We start from the raw sequence: 15,845 nt of genomic DNA, 5'->3' as shown, positions 1-15,845 counted from the left end.
GTTGCGGATCATGGCGCAGGCCTCTGCGCGATGGATTTGCGCGTCATGATCGCGTGGTCGAAGATCTCGTCGCTCACCCCGGTCTCGGTCTTGCCGAGCGCGGCGATCAGGCACTGGGCGGCGCGGAACGCCATGTCCTCGACCGGTTGGCGCACGACCGTCAGCGGCGGCCAGATGCGCGAGGCCAGGATGGTGTCGTCGAAGCCCGTGACCGTCAGGTCGGCAGGCAATTGCAGTCCCAGGCGATTGGCCTCGGCGACGACCCCGGCGGCGAGGTCGTCGCTGCTGCAGATGATCGCGGTCGGCGGAGCCGGGCGGGACAGGAGTTGCTGCGCCGCCGCCTTGCCGGTTTCGTAGTCGAACTCGCCATGGCGCACGATGAGGTCGGGTTCTTCGGGAAGACCGGCTTCGCGCAAGGCTGCGACAAAGCCTTCGAGCCGGGCGCCGACCACACTGTAGTGCTCGGGACCGGCGACATAGGCGATGCGCCGGTGTCCCGCGGCGAGGACTTCCCGGGTAAGCGACAGCATGGCGGCGCGGTTGTCGATCCGGACGGTGGTGACATCGGGCATCGCCGTGCCGGTCGCGATCGCGGCGAGGGGCACGCCCAGTGCGGGCAGGACGTCCGATCCGCTGAGCTGCTCGGCAAAGGGCGGGATCAGCAGCAGCGCGTCGGCACCGGAGCGGACGAGGTCCTGCGCGATACGTTCGGCCTCCTCGCGGCTGACGCCCTCGCCGTCGCGCAGGATCAGTTGCAGGCCGTGGGCGTTGGTTGCGCGCAGGGCGCCCACCAGCACGGCATCGAGAAAGGGCGTGCGCCGGTCGCTGTAGAGCAGGCCCACCGTCGTTGCGCGCGATTTGGCGAGCCTTCGGGCCGCCAGATTGGGGATATAGCCCAGCTCCGCGATTGCCGCCCGGACCGTCGCCACCGTCGCCGCGCTGGCGCGCCCGGCGCCGTTGATGACGTTGGACACGGTCATGGCGGACACGCCCGCGCGCTGCGCGACCGCGCGGATCGTCACGCCGTTTTCGTTGCGCCTCGCCATCAGATTTGTGTTTCCATATCCTCCGATAGCGGGTTTCCAGCGCCTTCGCAGCGTTGAAAACCCGCACCCGCCTGTGTCAGATGGTTCCCGCTTTCAGCCCCTTCACGGCATGATCCACTGCCCGTGCGGTAAGAGCCATGAAGGTCAGCGAAGGATTGACGCAGGAAATCGACGCCATCTGCGCCCCGTCGGTGACGAAGAGGTTGGAGGCGTCATGCGCCTGGCTCCACTTGTTGAGCACCGAGGCGCGCGGATCGTCGCCCATGCGCGCGCCGCCCATCTCGTGGATAGCGTCGCCCGGCACGTGCTCCTTGACCTTGCTCTCGATGTTCTTGAGGCCCGCGGCGCGCAGCATCTTTTCGCCCTGCTCGCGGGCATCGGCCATCATCCGCAGCTCGTTGTCGCGGAAAGTGACGTCGAAGCGCATCAGCGGCAGGCCGAAGCGGTCCGCCTTGTTCGGGTTCAGGGTGACGCGGTTGTCCTCATAGGGCAGGCATTCGCCGAAAGCACCCATCTGGAACTTCCAGCCGCTGTAGCGGCGCATGCCTTCCTTCATCGAAGCGCCGAAGCCGACCGGCTTGGACGGTTCGCGATAGGCGCCGCCCTGATAGCCGTAGCCGCGCCGGAAGCCGAGGTCTTCGTCCCGGTCGTTGTTGCGGAAGCGCGGAACGTAGATGGCGCCGGGGCGGCGGCCATATTCGATGAATTCCTCCATGCCGGGAATGTCGCCCTTCACGCCGACGCGGAAGATATGGTCCATCACGTAGCGGCCCAGGGTTCCGCTGGTGTCGAAATGGCTGCGTTCGCTGCCCTCCGCGCGCGAGTTCATGAGGATCTGCACCGAGCCCAGCGTCGAGGCGTTCAGGAAGACGACCCGGGCGCGCACCACTTCGGCCTGCCCGGTCTGGGCATCGATGAAACGAACGCCGGTGACTTTCTTCGTCGCCGGATCGTATTCGAGATTGGTGACCACCGCATCGCTGCGCAGTGTCAGGCGACCCGTTGCGCGCGCGGCGGGCAGGGTGACGGCCTGCGTCGAGAAGTAGGCGCCGAACGAGCAGCCGTTGCCGCACTGGTTGCGCAGCTGGCACTTGGAACGGTTCTGCTCGGGCTTGTCCTCGGTCATGTTGGACAGGCGCGCATTGATCATCTTGCGGCCCGGGAAGGCCGTTTCCAGCCGCTGCTTCATCCACTTTTCGGCGATGTTCATCGGCATCGGCGGCTGGAATTCGCTGTCCGGCAAATAATCGAGGTTCTCACGCGATCCCGATACGCCGATGTATTTCTCGACATAGCTGTACCAGGGCGCGAGATCGTCATAGCCGATCGGCCATTCGCCGCCGATGCCGTCGCGCTTGTTGGCCTCGAAATCGGCCGCGCTCCAGCGGAAGCTCCACCGTCCCCAGATCAGCGACTTGCCGCCGACGGCGGCCGGACGGATCCAGTAGAACTTGCTGCCTTCCCCGTAGTCGTAGGGATTCAGCCGGTCGTTGTTGTAGAAGGCCTGGTTGCTGGGCGCGACATAGCCGTGCTGGGCAATGAAGTAGTCGCTGTCGCGCAGCGTGTCGGGCATGATGTTGCGCGCGGGCACTTCGTAGGCGGGCTTGCCGTCATAGGTATAGTCGTCGACGTGCTCGACCATGTGGCCGCGATCGAGCATCAGCACGCGCAGTCCCTTTTCGGTCAGTTCCTTGGCGGCCCAGCCGCCGCTGATGCCCGAGCCGATGACGATCGCATCGAACCTGTCCGTAGTAGCCATCGTGATCCTCTCCCTCGAATGTTTTCTAATCAGGTGGAAACACCTGATGACTCGGAAAATCAGAACTTGAGGGTGTTGAGCGTCTGGAAGCTCTTGGTGATGTCCGGCAGATAGGGCGCCGGCGACTGGTCGTTCTCGACGTAGAAGTGCCGCGCTCCGGCCAGGCCGTTGAGCTTGAAGATCGAGGCGAAGTCGATCGTGCCGAGACCCACGGACGTCATGCTGCGATCGGGGCGCATGTCCTTGACGTGATAGGCATAGATGCGCCCGGCCAGGCTGCGGATCAGGGCCTGCGGGTCCTGACCGGCATAGATCGCCCAGTAGAGGTCGAGTTCGATCTTGACGAACGCGGGATTGCAGGCTTTCACCAGGCGGTCGAACAGGCTGACGCCGTCCGGCTTCACGGTGAATTCGAAGTCGTGGTTGTGATAGGCGAAGCCGAGGCCGACTGCCTTCAACTGCTCGCCGAAGCGGTTGATATTGAACAGCGCGGCATCCCATGCCGCGGCATTGCGGTACTTATCGACCATGTAGGGCAGGACGATCGTGTCCCCGCCCAGGGTCTTGGCCATGGCGACGCTGGCGTCGAACTTGTCCAGCAGGGCATCGTAGCCGACGTGGATGGACGGCGCCTTCAGACCGAGCCGGTCCATGGTCTTGCGCAGCAGCGCATGGTCCATGGTATCGTAGCCGCCGCCGCCGTATTCGACTTCACGGTAGCCGATCTTCGCCACTTTCTCGAGCGTGGCGACGGGATCCGCCGTGAAGAGTTCGCGCACCGTGTAGAGTTGCAGCCCGATGCTGCGGAGCTGCGCGGCGCGGGCAAGACCGGCGATAAGGGGCTGCGTGGCGAGCGCGGCAACGCCGCCGGCGCCCAGCATCAGGGAACGACGATTGAGGATCATGCCGAATAGACCTTGTTGACCTGAGAATAGGGGAAGGCGCCGTTGTATTCGCCTGGGACGGGCAGGTATTCGCGCTCCTGCGTCATGCCGATCTCGGAGGTGTAGTAACCGACGATCACCATCTGCCGGAACGCCTTGAAGAACTCCTCGCCATCGGGAATCTGATCGTTCATCGCCAGGGTCAGCAGGGCGTCCTGCTGCTCGGGCTTCGCCTGGACGGCGGGGACCTTGTAGTCCTGCCGGCTGCGGGCATCGATTTCCGCCAGACCGGACAGGATCGGCAGGCGGTCTTCCGCCAAAGCCCAGTCGGCCAGCAGTTTCTCGACGTAAGCGGGAACGCCCGCGGCGATGGCGCCGGGGGTGTCGGTGGTGGGGATCACCCGCTCGCAAAGGGCGGTCATCAGCGCCCGCTGGTCCGGCGTGAAGACCTGAAGACGGGGTACGCCCTGGTCGATAGCCGGAGGCGCCGTGAGCCCTGCGGCGCGGGCGAGCGGGGCGAAGACCTGGGCGCCGAACAGGGCGAGCATGCCGCCAAGCGCATTTCTGCGATCCATTATCGTTGTACCCCTTTCAGGTCCTGGGCAATGGCCTCTTCGGGGAGGGGCCGAACCCAGATATTGCGGAAGGAAACCGGCGAGTTGTGGTCCTGCAACTGGATCGGGGCCTTGTCGCCGTGCGCCTGATACGCGGCGACCTTGCGCCAGGCCGTGGTGCCCAGCATGGCCTGATGGTTCTGCACCAGCACCCCGTTCAGCAGCACCGTGACATAGGCGGGGCGGACCAGACCGCCTTTCGCGTCGAAGCGCGGGCGTTCGAACACGATGTCGTAGCTCTGCCATTCCCCCGGTGGGCGGGAGGGGTTCACCAGCGGCGGCTTCCAGGCGTAGACCGCGCCCACGGTCCCGTCGGCGTAAGTCGGGTTCTCATAGCTGTCGAGGATCTGAACCTCGTAGCGCTGCATGAACCAGATGCCGCTGTTGCCCCGGTCCTGCGAACTCATCTCGGGTGGATTGGGGGAGCGGAATTCCAGATGGAGCTGGACGTCGCCGAATTCCTGCTTCGAGATCAGGTTGTTCTCGCCGCCGCTCTGCGCTCGGGGCGGAACGGTCATCACGCCGTTCTCCACCGTCCACGGACCGCGCTCGCCGCGCCAGGCGTCGAGCGCGGTGCCGGAGAACAGCACCACGGCATCGGATGGCGCGCCATCCCGAACAGGCGCGGGCGTGATGACGGCAGGTGCCGGTCGGTCCGGATCATGGACGTGCCATTGGCCGCCCGGCAGCATCGGCGTGTCCTTGAAACCCGGCTTGTCCTGCGCTTCGACCAATGAGCAGGCGCCGATAGTGACGGCCGCCAGCACGCCGATTGGGATGATCTTCATCCTCTCGCTCCCCTTGCTTATGTTCTGTCGATGGCCCGATAGGCGGCGATCAGCCGCTCCTCGCCTGCGCGTCCGGCCAGCGAGTTGCCGTGTTCCATGCCGATGACCCCGGCATAGTTACGGGCGCGCAGCCAGCGGACGATGTTGGCGTAGTTGATTTCGCCGGTGCCCGGTTCCTTGCGGCCGGGATTGTCGCCGAACTGGATATAGCCGATCTCCGCCCAGCAGGCGTCGAGCGTCGGGATCAGGTTCCCGGACTGGATCTGCTCGTGATAGACGTCGGCCAGAACCTTGACGCCGGGGTTGTCGGCCCCCCGCGCGACGGCATAGCCCTGCGCGATCGATTGCATGAACACGCCGGGATGGTTGGTCCGCGTGTTGAGCGGCTCCATCACCAGAGCCAGGCCATGCGGCGCGACGATGTCTCCGGCGCGGCGCATGCAGTCGATGATCCGTCCGGTCTGGATCGCTTCGGGCACCTTGCGGTCCATGAAGCCGGTCACGACCGTCATGTGCTTTGCATTCAGGCGCTTTGCGACCTCGATCGAGGTGCGGATATCGGCCAGGAAGGCTTCCCGGTCGCCATTGTCGTTGCCGCCGAGCACGGGCCGGAAATCGGACCACTTCGGCATGCTGGCGACGAAGACGCCCATCGTCATCCCCAGCTGCGACAGGGCGCGGGCCATGGCCTCCTGCTGTTCTACCGGCCGATTGCGCGCCTCGTTGTCCTCCCAGGCGCGGAAGCCCTGGTCGGCGGCAAAGGCGATCTGTTCGAGCAGACCGCCCCGGCTGGCGAAGCTGCCTTCGTGCGGGGCATAACCGAGCGAGAAATGCGCGGCATTGGAGCTGCCCGGGCTTCCGACTTTGCCGGTCGCTGCCGAAAGAGCGGGCGCGGCGGCTGCGACAAGGCCGCTGGCGATCACGGAGCGACGGGTCAGGCTCATGCCGCGCCCTCCGCGACGGGAGCATTCGGTCGGGCGGCGCGCCTTTCGGCCAGCCAGACCGCGCCGAATACGACGAGCAGCGTCAGCGGCACGAAGGTCAGCCGCGCGAAGGACTGCGAGGCGGCGGCGTCTTCCACGGCGCGCAGCGCGGTGCCGCTCAACCGGGTGAAGGCTTCCGGTCCGCCCGCGATCTCGACTTTCGCCTGGTCGAACATCTCGCCGAGGCGCGGCAATACGAAGAAGCTCGCCAGGGCTCCCGCCGATCCGACCAGACCCAGCGCCCAGGAGTCGCCGCGCGGATAGCGCTCGGCGACGGAGGCCAGCATCGTCGGCCACATGGCGCAGACGCCGAGGCCCCAGACGGTAGAGGCGAGGATCGCCGAGACCGGCGACTGTGCCTGTGACAGCAGGAACAGGCCGATCGCGGCCAGCAGGCTCGAAACCCAGAGCAGGCCCGGATTGGACAGGCGACCGGCGATCCGTCCGGCGAAGTGGCGAAACACGAACATCAGGGCGCTGACGTAGACCAGCAGCAGGATGCCGCGCATGCCGACCCGGTTGCTGAGCGCGACGTCGATCCACTGACCGGGCGCCAGTTCCGAGGAGGCGGTCAGGAACATCGCGCCGAACCATACGAAGAAGCTGGGGCGGCGCACCACTTCCAGCATCATGTCCTTCATGGCCCGGCTACCGGCGGCAGCGGGAGGTTCCGGGAACTGGGTCGTCGCGCCGATCAGGATGACGAAGACGGCGGGGAGGTAGACCAGCGCCATGATCGCCTGCCAGGGCAGCAGCGGGGCGAGGAACACCCCGGCAAGACCGCCGACGATCAGCCCGCCCGGATACCAGGCGTGGAGGACGTTCAGGCGATGCGTGGTGTCTTCGGGATAAAGCCGCGCGGTCAGCGGGTTGATCGAGGCTTCGGCGAAGCCCCAGCCGATGCCACTCAGCAGCATGCCCAGCCAGACGAGATGGTAGACGGCCATGCCGGTGGCGAACAGGCCCGCGCCCACGATCAGCGTCGTGCCGATCAGGAAGGCCACGCCGCAGCCGATCAGGACGCGGCGGATGCCGATCCGGTCCAGCACCGCGCTGACCACGAAGACGGTGATCGAAAAGCCGAGGAAAGCGGAACCCAGCGCCGCGCCGATCATTTCCCCGGCGGCGATGGGTGCGACGGGATCGATCCACTCCGCCTTGAGGCTGCTTGCCACGGCGGCGCGCAGCGATGCGCTCATCGACGCTGTAAACAGCGCCAGCACGCTCAGCCAGAACAGTCTTTGCCGGTTTATGCCCGTCATGCCCGATCCTCTACCCGTTTGCCCCGCGTGTTATCTGTTGTCGGGGTCATTCTTGTCTTGCTGTCAGGACAGCCCCAACCAGCGGCGATTGTCGGCGGGGTCGCCGCCTCCCGCAAAATCGTCGAACGCGCGTTCCGGACGGCGGATCATGTGCGCTTCGATGAAAGGCGCGCCTTCGCGGGCGCCGTCCTCGGGATGCTTCAGGCAGCATTCCCATTCCAGCACCGCCCAGCCTGCGTATCCGTACTGGGTCAGGCGCGAGAAGATGCCGGTGAAGTCGACCTGGCCGTCACCCAGCGAACGGAAGCGGCCGGGACGATCGATCCAGTCGGCATAGCCGCCGTAGACGCCCGCCCGCCCGGTGGGGTTGAACTCCGCATCCTTGACGTGGAACATCTTGATGCGGTCGTGATAGATGTCGATGAACTGGAGATAGTCCATCGCCTGCAACACGAAATGGCTGGGGTCGTAGAGGATATTGGCCCGCGCATGGCCGCCGACGGCATCGAGGAACCGCTCGAAGGTCAAGCCGTCGTGCAGATCCTCGCCCGGATGAAGTTCGTAGCAGAGATCGACGCCCTGTTCCTCGAAAGCATCGAGAATGGGCCGCCAGCGGCGTCCCAGTTCCGCGAAGGCCTCTTCCACCAGACCCGCCGGGCGCTGCGGCCAGGGGTAGACGAAGGGCCAGGCGAGTGCGCCGGAAAACGTCGCATGTGCGGTCAGTCCCAGGCGGCGACTGGCCTTGGCGGCGAGTTTGAGTTGATCGACGGCCCAGGCCTGCCGTTCGGCGGGCTTGCCGCGCAGTTCGGCCGGGGCGAAATTGTCGAACGCCGCATCGTAGGCGGGGTGGACCGCGACCAGCTGGCCTTGAAGATGCGTGGACAGTTCGGTGATCTCGACGCCTGCCTCGCGGCACCGTCCCGCCAGTTCGTCGCAATAGTCCTGGCTTTCCGCCGCCAGGGCCAGATCCATGCAGCGGGGATCGTTGCTCGGCACCTGGATGCCCTTGTAGCCGGCCTCGGCCATCCAGCGCGCGGCATTGTCCAGGGTGTCGAACGGAGCCGTGTCGCCCATGAACTGGGCCAGGAAGACTGCCGGGCCGCGCATGGCCTTTCGTTCCGTCATTTCAGGCTCTTGAGATAGGCGATGATCGCCGCGCGCTTGGCCGGGTCCGGCGTGCCGATCGGCATGCGGGTGCCCGGCACCTTCTTTGCGGGTGCCGCCAGGAACGTGTCGAGGCTCTGATCGTCCCAGCGCAGCTTGGAGCCCTTGAGCGCCGGCGAATAATTGAAACCGGGGGCCGAGGCCGACTGCCTGCCGGCGACGCCGTTCAGGTTGGGGCCGATGCCGTTCTTGCCGCCCTTTTCCACGCTGTGGCAGGCACGGCAGGCATTGAACGCGGAAGGCGCTGCCTGTGCCATGGCAGTCTGAACCGTGAAGGGCACGGTGAACATCGCCGCGGCAGCGACGATCGGTGTCAGGCAGAGGCTTGCTGTCATGCGCATCCTCGACTCTCCGTCTTATTTATTGTTGCATTTTTTCTCGTTGCCTTACGTTTACCGGTAAATCATATCGGATCAAGGCCTGAAATAAGCGGCTTATCGAAAGCGAAGAAAAAGGAGAGGGTGATGACACGGACCTTGCGTCTGGCCATGGTCGGAGGCGGCGAGGGCGCCTTCATCGGGGCGATCCACCGTGCGGCGGCGGCTCTGGATGGCGACTGGCGGCTGGTGGCCGGGGCCTTCAGCAGCGATGCCGAACGCAATCGCCGCTCGGGCGAAGGGCTGGGTATCGCGCCGGATCGCACTTATGCCTCGCTGGAAGCCCTGCTGGCGGCGGAAGCCGCCCTGCCGGATGGAGAGCGGGTGGATGCGGTGTCGATCGTCACCCCCAACCACCTCCACGCCCCCATGGCGATCGCCGCGCTGGACGCCGGTTTCCACGTCTTCTGCGAAAAGCCGATGGCGCTGAACATGGAAGAGGCCAAGGCAATTGCGCAGGCTGCGGAGCGTTCCGGCCGCCACTTCGCGCTGGCCTTCACCTATAGCGGCTATCCGCTGGTGGAAGAGGCCCGCGCCCGGGTGGCGGGCGGCGATTTCGGCAAGATCCGGTTGGTCCAGGTCGAATATTCGCAGGGCTGGCTCAGCCAGCCGATCGACCGGGACGGCAACAAGCAGGCGGAATGGCGGACCGATCCCGCGCGCGCCGGGCTTGGCGGCTGTCTCGGCGATATCGGCACGCATGCCTTCCACCTTGCCGAACATGTCTCGGGGCTGCGGGTGCAGGAACTCTGCGCGGACCTTGCGACCCATGTCCCCGGCCGCAGGCTGGACGACGATGTCAGCGTGCTGCTTCGCCTCGACCACGGCGCGCGCGGCGTCCTCAACGCCACCCAAGTCGCCGCCGGGGACGAGAACGGGTTGAAACTGCGCATCCACGGCGAGCGCGGCGGGCTGGAATGGTCGCAGATGGAGCCGAACAGCCTGGTCCTGCGCTGGCTGGATCGCCCCACCGAGATCGTCCGCGCAGGCGGGCCGGGGCTTGGCGAGTCCACCTTGCGCCGCCTGCGCACGCCTGCGGGGCATCCGGAAGGCTATATCGAGGCTTTCGCCAACCTCTACCGCGCTTTCGCCCAGCGCATTGCCGGTGAGGACATGGCAGGCACGTTCCCTTCGGTCGGGGACGGGCTGCGCACGATGGCCTTCGTGGAGAGCGTCATCGCCGATGCGGCATCGGATCGGAAGTGGACGCCGCTCACCGGCGCATGACGCTGCCCCGTCATCCGGCGCGCAGCAATGGCTTAACCTTTGGGATCTAGGGTCTTACCGGATTGCGGTCAGCGTGGGTAAGGCCATGAAAGTCGATACCGGTCTTCTATCGGCGGGGGGAGAGGGCGCCACGGCCAGGTTCGTGGCCCCGGCGGCCTTGCTCGTGTTTGCGGTGCACGGTCTCGTCCTGCTGGCGGGACCGGGGGCGGCTCCCGGGACCTTCGTTTTCCTGATCGGCACCCCGGTGATGGCGGGCATCCTGTGCATGCTGCGGGCGAAGCGGGACGGATGGGAGGGCTGGTTGCCGCTGGCCTTCGCCATGCTGCTCTGGGCGGCTGGCATGGCCGCCACCGTGCTCGGCCTGATGGCGCTGGAGGTCGAAAGCGAACTGAGCCTGAGCATGCTGCTCTACGTGCTCTACGGCGTGCCGATCATCTTCGCCCTCACCAGCCCGGCCGAGGAAGCGTGGTACGTCCGCGTGGTGGACGCGCTGCTCGCGGCGGCGCTGGGCTACGTGTTCTTCCGATACGTCTCGATCATGTCGACGATGACCGGGACGGCTGTGGCGGGGTCGGTCGCGCTGCGGCTGATGTTCGACATCGAGAACATCTATATCCTGGTCTTCGCCGCCATCCGCCTCGCCGCCTGCACCGATGCCGCGCAAAGCCGGTTCCTGCGGGTGCTGACCGTCTATGCGGGCCTCTATATGCTGGTCGCGGCCTATATAAACCATGTCGAATCGGATACCGAGTTCGGCCATTGGCCGGACCTTCTGGTCGACCTGCCGTTCCTGTTCCTCGCGCTCGCGGCGGCGGGATCGCCTCGGTTCCCGGTGCCTGCGGTGTCCCGGCGATTTGCGCTGGTCGTCAAGGCGGGCAGTCCGCTGATGATCCCGGTCACGCTGCTGACCGTCTCGGCGCTGCTCGTCTCCCACGACGTGCCGCTGGTGTTGACCGGGGCCTTCTTCGCGACGGCGGGCTACGGGGTTCGCAGCGTGCTCGTGCAGTTGCGCAGCTACGACGAGCAGGATCGCCTGACCCACCTGTCGCACAACGATGCGCTGACGGGGGTGGCGAACCGGCGGCTGTTCGACGAGGTGCTCCAGCGCGAAGTGCTGCGTGCGCAGCGCGACCGGACGCCGCTGGCGCTGCTGATGATCGATATCGATCATTTCAAGCTGCTCAACGACCATCTCGGCCACCCGGTCGGCGATGTGCGACTGCGCAGCGTCGCCTCGGCGCTCCAGGCCTGCGCGAGGAGCGGCAGCGATCTGGTGGCGCGCTACGGCGGCGAGGAATTCGCCGTGATCCTGCCCCGGACCGAGGCGAGCCAGTCGGTGCCGCTGGCCGAGCGTATGCGCGCGGCGGTGGAGGACATGCATCTTGCGTCGCCTGCGCCGAGCGGGCGGGTGACGGTGAGCATAGGGCTGGCCCAGCTCATGCCCGGAAGCGCCGATGCTCAGGCGCTGATCGATGGCGCCGACCGCGCGCTCTACGAGGCCAAGCGCGGCGGGCGCAATCGCGTCGGCAGGGAGATGGAACGGGTGCTGGAAGCGGTTTGATCGCGTTTTCGCGCCGGTCCTGCCGTCAGCGCACCAGGGCCACGCCGACGCGCAGGCGGGTGACGCGGCGGTTGTAGTCCAGCAGGTTCTCGCCATAGCCGGCGAAGCTCTGCGCGAAGAGGTAGAAGTCCGGGCCGCCGCCCAGCAGGCGGCGCAGCGGATAGGACAGGTCCGCCGAGATCGCGCCCTTGCCGCTGCCGAAGTTGAAGCGGCTGGACGAAGACAAGCGCAGCCCGTCCGCCTCGCCGATCTCCACGAACAGGCCGGTATTGCCGCGATAGCGGCGGATATCCGGGTTGTCCGAAAGATCTCCGGCGTAGAACCACGCGCGCGGGGCCACCGTCAGGCGGAGATCGCCGCTCAGCGAGAAGGCTGCCGCCGGGGCGAGGTAGACGGTGTTGAGACTGCGGGAGGAAACGCCGTCGCGCCCGTTCGATTCGTGTCGCAGCCCCACTTGCGCGCTGACCGTGGTCTTGTCCGACAGGGCCTTGGGCGGGGTGATGTAGAACACCTCGGGCTGGAAATCGATGTTGCGGAACGGCGAGGAATTCGCGCCGAGGTCCCAGAACATGCGCTGGGTATAGGCGAAGTACAGACCGTCGCCCAGCGCGGGCCGGTCCGCCCGCGCGCGGCTGCCGAACAGCTGGTACTTGAAGCTGAGCTGGATGCGCGCCTCGTCGTCGGTGCCGGGGCCGTAGACGGCGTAGATCGGCTCGTAGGCGCTCATGTTCTCGATGAAGGCATTGCCCACGGTGCGGTCGCTCGGCGGCGGCGTGGCGGGAACTTGCGTTGGTGCGGGATCGGCGGCGGCGACCCTGACTTCCGCTGCATTCGGGGATGCCGTGGGGGCGGAAGCCGGAGCCACGGCCAGCGTTACCGACTGGCCGCCCCAGCCGGGCACCGAGAGCAGCGCGCCGTCGGCGACGTCGGGCGCCGCCAGCCGGTAGCGGGCGCTCGCGAAGCTGCCGGGTGCGACGGGGAGCGCGGCGGGCGTCGCGGTGTCGCGGTGCAGGGTGACGGTGCGGCCCCGGCCGAAGGCGCCGGGACGGGAAAGCCGGGCCTCGACGGTTTCGGGCAGTTCGGCGGTGACGGCAGCGGTGCCGGTGTTGAGCAAGCGCACGTCCACTTGCGCGCCGCCGTCCTCGCCGGGGGCGACATGGCCGATCAGCCGCTCGACGCTTTCCTGCGCCAGGGCGGAGCCGGGCAGCGCCACGAGCGCGAGGGCTGCGCCGAGGGCGGTCGAGGATGCCGATGTGAAACGCTTCGTCATGAATGCAGGTGCCGTCCGTTGCCGATCAGGCCCACCGTAGCATGATTTTCTCCCTTGCGGGCAAGCCCCTCGGCGCAGCGCTGCGGGGGAAGCGGGGTCAGTGCGTGCTGGCGGTGGCGGCACCGATCCCGGTTTCGGAACGGACGCGCTGTTCGAGATAGCCCGCGCGATCGACGGCCGCACGGCCGCTGCGGTCGAGCCGGGACACGATCCAGATCGTGAAGAAGGCGAGCGGCATCGAGAACAGCGTCGGCGAGGTGAAGGGGAAGATCGCCTCCTCGTGGCCCAGCACCGACACCCAGACCGCCGGGGAAAGCACGGTCAGCACCAGCGCCAGGGTCAGCCCGATGGACCCGCCCCATACGATCCCGCGCGTGGTGCAACCCTTCCACAGCACCGAGAGCAGCAGCACCGGGAAGTTGCCCGAAGCGGCCAGCGCGAAAGCCAGGCTGACCATGAAGGCGACGTTCTGGTTCTCGAACAGGACGCCGAGCAGGATCGCGACGACCGCGAGCACCAGCACTGTCCGCCGCGATACCCGCAGTTCGTCCGCGGAACTCGCCTGTCCCTTGCGCAGGACCGAGGCGTAGAGATCGTGGCTGACGGCGGAGGCTCCGGCCAGGGTCAGCCCGGCGACGACGGCAAGGATCGTTGCGAAGGCGACGGCGCAGACGAAGCCCAGGAACAGGTCTCCCCCGACCGCATCGGCGAGATGGAGTGCGGCCATGTTGCCGCCGCCGCGCAGGGCGCCCGTCGCCGGATCGAGGAAGGCCGGTTCGGTGGCGACCATCACGATCGCGCCGAAGCCGATGATGAAGGTCAGGATGTAGAAATAGCCGATCCAGCCGGTGGCCCAGAGCACCGACTTGCGGGCGGCCGTGGCATCGGGGACGGTGAAGAAGCGCATCAGGATATGCGGCAGGCCCGCCGTCCCGAACATCAATGCCATGCCGAAGGAGATCGCCGAGACCGGGTCCTTGATGAAGTTGCCGGGCCCCATGATCGAGCGCCCCTTGGCTGCCGCCGTCGCCGGATCGGCTCCGGCATCGACCGCCAGGGCCGTCTTCACCTCGACCGCGCGGGCGAAGAGGGCGTCGGGAGAGAAGCCGAAGCTCGCCAGCACGGCGAAGGCCATCAGCGTGGCGCAGCCCAGCAACAGCACCGCCTTGATGATCTGGACCCAGGTGGTGGCGATCATGCCGCCGAACAGGACGTAGAGCGTCATCAGCACGCCGACGATCACGACGGCATAGGAATAGGGCAGCCCGAACAGCAGCTTGATGAGCTGTCCCGCGCCGACCATCTGCGCGATCAGGTAGAACAGCACGACGGCCAGCGTGCTGGAGGCGGCGAAGAGCCGCACCGGGGTCTGGGCGAAGCGGAACGAGGCGACGTCGGCGAAAGTGTAGCGACCGAGATTGCGCAGGCGCTCGGCCAGCAGGAACAGGATGATCGGCCAGCCGACCAGGAACCCCGTCGAATAGATCAGGCCGTCATAGCCGTCGGCGAAGATTTGCGCCGAAATGCCGAGGAACGAGGCCGCCGACATGTAGTCACCGGCGATCGCCAGTCCGTTCTGGAAGCCGGTGATGCCGCCGCCTGCCGTGTAGAAGTCCGCGGTGGTGCGGGTCTTGCTGGCGGCCCAGCGCGTGATCCCGAGGGTGGCGAGGACGAAGACCCCGAACATCAGGATTGCGGGCCAGTTCGTGGCCTGTTGCTGCGTTTGTCCGGTCAGGGCATCGGCAAGGGCGGGGAAAGGAAGGCAGCAGGCTAGAGCGAGCGCAGCGGCGCCGAGACCGCCCCTCACTTCGCGGCATCCTTGCAAATCGCCTCTACCATCGGGTCGAAATCGCGGTTCGCGCGCAGGACGTAGAGGCCGGTGAGCACGATCCCCACGAGGATCACGCCGAGGCCGACGGGGATGCCCCAGGTCGTCGTCGCATCGCCGATCGGCCGGGCCAGCAGGTCCTTGCGAAAGGCGATCACCAGAATGAAGCCGAAGAAGACGACCAGCATCACCCCGGTCAGAATCCATCCGAAGCGGGCGCGGCGGCGGACCAGTTCGCGGTAGCGCGGATCCGAGGCGATCTCGGTCAACGACATCGCGGTATCGTTTTCGCTCTCCACGTCCTCATGCCCTTTTCATTCCGGCTTTATCGGGGGAGACTATGCCTCCAGCCTTCTGAAACGCAATGGTATTGTGGGAACGCCGCTGGGTTGCGGTCAGGCGCCGCCGGTGCAGCGGAACTCGGCGAGGGTCTTCACCAGTTGCCCGTCACCGTCGACGAGGCCGATGCCGATGCCGTCCACGGCGCCGGTCGCGGCGGGCGGGGTGCGCGCCATGTCGGCCATGAACCCGGCAAGCCCGGGGTTGCTCTCGTTGGCGAGCAGGGTCAGGTGCGGCTCGAACTGCGTGAACACGTTGGGCGAGCCGTAGCGTTCGAAGGCGGGGAGCTTGGCCGGATAGGCGCTCATCCAGCCGGGCGGCGTGACGGTGCGATCGCGCAGCGGTTCGGCCGCGAGGGTCACGAGGTCCGCCAGCCGTTGCAGGTCGGCGCTGTGTTCGACATGCAGGAACAGCCAGTTGGAAGCCGTAAGCTCGGTGCCGCGGACGGTCAGCGGGATCGCCTTGCAGTCTTGCGCGGCGGCGGCCACGGCGGCTTTCAGCCGGGGTGCGGCATCCGCCGGATACTGGGTGAGGTAGAGCGTGACATGGGGCGCCTGGCCTTTCGCGAAGAACGTTGTCATGCCGCGCCCGGCAAGGTCGCGGCTGGCCTTCTCCACCGCATCGACGATGGGGCGGGATGGGATCGCGTAGATGTCGATGCTGAGCCGCTCCTCGGCCTCTGCCGGAAGCGCGGCGCCGAAAGTCGCGAGGAGGGCTGGAATGACGTAACGCAGCATCGGAAG

Annotated in this window: 15 protein-coding genes; 2 read left to right on the top strand and 13 right to left on the bottom strand. The window is 66.8% G+C overall.

Translation table 11 applies throughout. The features are described from left to right. Positions 1 to 8: 8 nt before the first annotated feature. From V7066_RS16265 to V7066_RS16225, 9 genes are all read right to left on the bottom strand, one after another. The gene (locus V7066_RS16265; protein WP_334184028.1) at positions 9 to 1,046 is read right to left on the bottom strand and encodes a LacI family DNA-binding transcriptional regulator; all 1,038 of its coding nucleotides are present in this window, start codon (positions 1,044 to 1,046) and stop codon (positions 9 to 11) included. 76 nt (positions 1,047 to 1,122) lie between these two features. Further along, on the bottom strand, positions 1,123 to 2,805 hold the full coding sequence (locus tag V7066_RS16260; protein WP_334184027.1) for a GMC family oxidoreductase: 1,683 nt from the start codon (positions 2,803 to 2,805) through the stop codon (positions 1,123 to 1,125). 59 nt (positions 2,806 to 2,864) lie between these two features. Then, a complete protein-coding gene (locus V7066_RS16255) occupies positions 2,865 to 3,710 on the bottom strand; it encodes a sugar phosphate isomerase/epimerase family protein (protein WP_334184026.1) in 846 nt (281 codons plus the stop codon). Beyond that, entirely contained in the window at positions 3,707 to 4,267 is a 561-nt protein-coding gene (locus tag V7066_RS16250; protein ID WP_334184077.1) for a gluconate 2-dehydrogenase subunit 3 family protein, read from the bottom strand. The genes V7066_RS16255 and V7066_RS16250 overlap by 4 nt, the downstream gene beginning before the upstream one ends. Then, a complete protein-coding gene (locus tag V7066_RS16245; RefSeq protein WP_334184025.1) occupies positions 4,264 to 5,091 on the bottom strand; it encodes a 3-keto-disaccharide hydrolase in 828 nt (275 codons plus the stop codon). Before V7066_RS16245 ends, V7066_RS16250 begins: the two co-directional genes overlap by 4 nt. Positions 5,092 to 5,108: 17 nt before the next feature. Beyond that, a complete protein-coding gene (locus tag V7066_RS16240) occupies positions 5,109 to 6,035 on the bottom strand; it encodes a hydroxypyruvate isomerase family protein (RefSeq protein WP_334184024.1) in 927 nt (308 codons plus the stop codon). After that, the gene (locus V7066_RS16235; RefSeq protein ID WP_334184023.1) at positions 6,032 to 7,336 is read right to left on the bottom strand and encodes an MFS transporter; all 1,305 of its coding nucleotides are present in this window, start codon (positions 7,334 to 7,336) and stop codon (positions 6,032 to 6,034) included. The genes V7066_RS16240 and V7066_RS16235 overlap by 4 nt, the downstream gene beginning before the upstream one ends. Before the next feature lie 63 nt (positions 7,337 to 7,399). Next, a complete protein-coding gene (locus V7066_RS16230; protein ID WP_334184022.1) occupies positions 7,400 to 8,461 on the bottom strand; it encodes a sugar phosphate isomerase/epimerase family protein in 1,062 nt (353 codons plus the stop codon). Further along, on the bottom strand, positions 8,458 to 8,841 hold the full coding sequence (locus V7066_RS16225; protein WP_442947335.1) for a c-type cytochrome: 384 nt from the start codon (positions 8,839 to 8,841) through the stop codon (positions 8,458 to 8,460). Before V7066_RS16225 ends, V7066_RS16230 begins: the two co-directional genes overlap by 4 nt. Positions 8,842 to 8,964: 123 nt before the next feature. On the opposite strand from V7066_RS16225, the gene V7066_RS16220 reads away from it, so the two are divergent. Both V7066_RS16220 and V7066_RS16215 read left to right on the top strand, forming a co-directional pair. After that, positions 8,965 to 10,104, top strand: coding sequence for a Gfo/Idh/MocA family protein (locus V7066_RS16220; RefSeq protein WP_334184021.1), 1,140 nt, complete (start codon positions 8,965 to 8,967; stop codon positions 10,102 to 10,104). 85 nt (positions 10,105 to 10,189) lie between these two features. Continuing rightward, positions 10,190 to 11,665 (top strand): GGDEF domain-containing protein, encoded by a 1,476-nt coding sequence (locus tag V7066_RS16215; protein WP_334184020.1) that lies wholly within the window; start codon positions 10,190 to 10,192, stop codon positions 11,663 to 11,665. 25 nt (positions 11,666 to 11,690) lie between these two features. Here V7066_RS16215 and V7066_RS16210 read toward each other — a convergent pair whose 3' ends face one another. The 4 genes from V7066_RS16210 to V7066_RS16195 form a co-directional block, all read right to left on the bottom strand. After that, positions 11,691 to 12,935: a phospholipase A gene (locus V7066_RS16210; RefSeq protein WP_334184019.1), complete on the bottom strand. Its 1,245-nt coding sequence runs from the start codon at positions 12,933 to 12,935 to the stop codon at positions 11,691 to 11,693. 97 nt (positions 12,936 to 13,032) lie between these two features. Next, positions 13,033 to 14,742, bottom strand: a complete 1,710-nt coding sequence (locus tag V7066_RS16205; protein WP_334184018.1) for a cation acetate symporter — start codon at positions 14,740 to 14,742, stop codon at positions 13,033 to 13,035. Then, complete coding sequence (locus V7066_RS16200) at positions 14,739 to 15,062, bottom strand: DUF485 domain-containing protein (RefSeq protein ID WP_334184017.1); 324 nt, start codon at positions 15,060 to 15,062, stop codon at positions 14,739 to 14,741. The genes V7066_RS16205 and V7066_RS16200 overlap by 4 nt, the downstream gene beginning before the upstream one ends. A 96-nt stretch (positions 15,063 to 15,158) precedes the next feature. Beyond that, the gene (locus tag V7066_RS16195) at positions 15,159 to 15,839 is read right to left on the bottom strand and encodes a 2'-5' RNA ligase family protein (RefSeq protein ID WP_334184016.1); all 681 of its coding nucleotides are present in this window, start codon (positions 15,837 to 15,839) and stop codon (positions 15,159 to 15,161) included. Positions 15,840 to 15,845 lie beyond the last annotated feature (6 nt).

This window comes from Novosphingobium sp., assembly GCF_036820275.1.
Lineage (GTDB): Bacteria > Pseudomonadota > Alphaproteobacteria > Sphingomonadales > Sphingomonadaceae > Novosphingobium.
The sequence above is the reverse complement of the archived record's forward strand: the minus strand, read 5'-3'. Positions and strand labels throughout refer to the sequence as shown.

Coding starts and splice junctions, on each gene's coding strand:
- V7066_RS16265 (WP_334184028.1), bottom strand. CDS start 1,046: ATGGCGAGGCGCAACGAAAACGGCGTGACGATCCGCGCGGTCGCGCAG.
- V7066_RS16260 (WP_334184027.1), bottom strand. CDS start 2,805: ATGGCTACTACGGACAGGTTCGATGCGATCGTCATCGGCTCGGGCATC.
- V7066_RS16255 (WP_334184026.1), bottom strand. CDS start 3,710: ATGATCCTCAATCGTCGTTCCCTGATGCTGGGCGCCGGCGGCGTTGCC.
- V7066_RS16245 (WP_334184025.1), bottom strand. CDS start 5,091: ATGAAGATCATCCCAATCGGCGTGCTGGCGGCCGTCACTATCGGCGCC.
- V7066_RS16240 (WP_334184024.1), bottom strand. CDS start 6,035: ATGAGCCTGACCCGTCGCTCCGTGATCGCCAGCGGCCTTGTCGCAGCC.
- V7066_RS16235 (WP_334184023.1), bottom strand. CDS start 7,336: ATGACGGGCATAAACCGGCAAAGACTGTTCTGGCTGAGCGTGCTGGCG.
- V7066_RS16230 (WP_334184022.1), bottom strand. CDS start 8,461: ATGACGGAACGAAAGGCCATGCGCGGCCCGGCAGTCTTCCTGGCCCAG.
- V7066_RS16225 (WP_442947335.1), bottom strand. CDS start 8,841: ATGCGCATGACAGCAAGCCTCTGCCTGACACCGATCGTCGCTGCCGCG.
- V7066_RS16220 (WP_334184021.1), top strand. CDS start 8,965: ATGACACGGACCTTGCGTCTGGCCATGGTCGGAGGCGGCGAGGGCGCC.
- V7066_RS16215 (WP_334184020.1), top strand. CDS start 10,190: ATGAAAGTCGATACCGGTCTTCTATCGGCGGGGGGAGAGGGCGCCACG.
- V7066_RS16210 (WP_334184019.1), bottom strand. CDS start 12,935: ATGACGAAGCGTTTCACATCGGCATCCTCGACCGCCCTCGGCGCAGCC.
- V7066_RS16195 (WP_334184016.1), bottom strand. CDS start 15,839: ATGCTGCGTTACGTCATTCCAGCCCTCCTCGCGACTTTCGGCGCCGCG.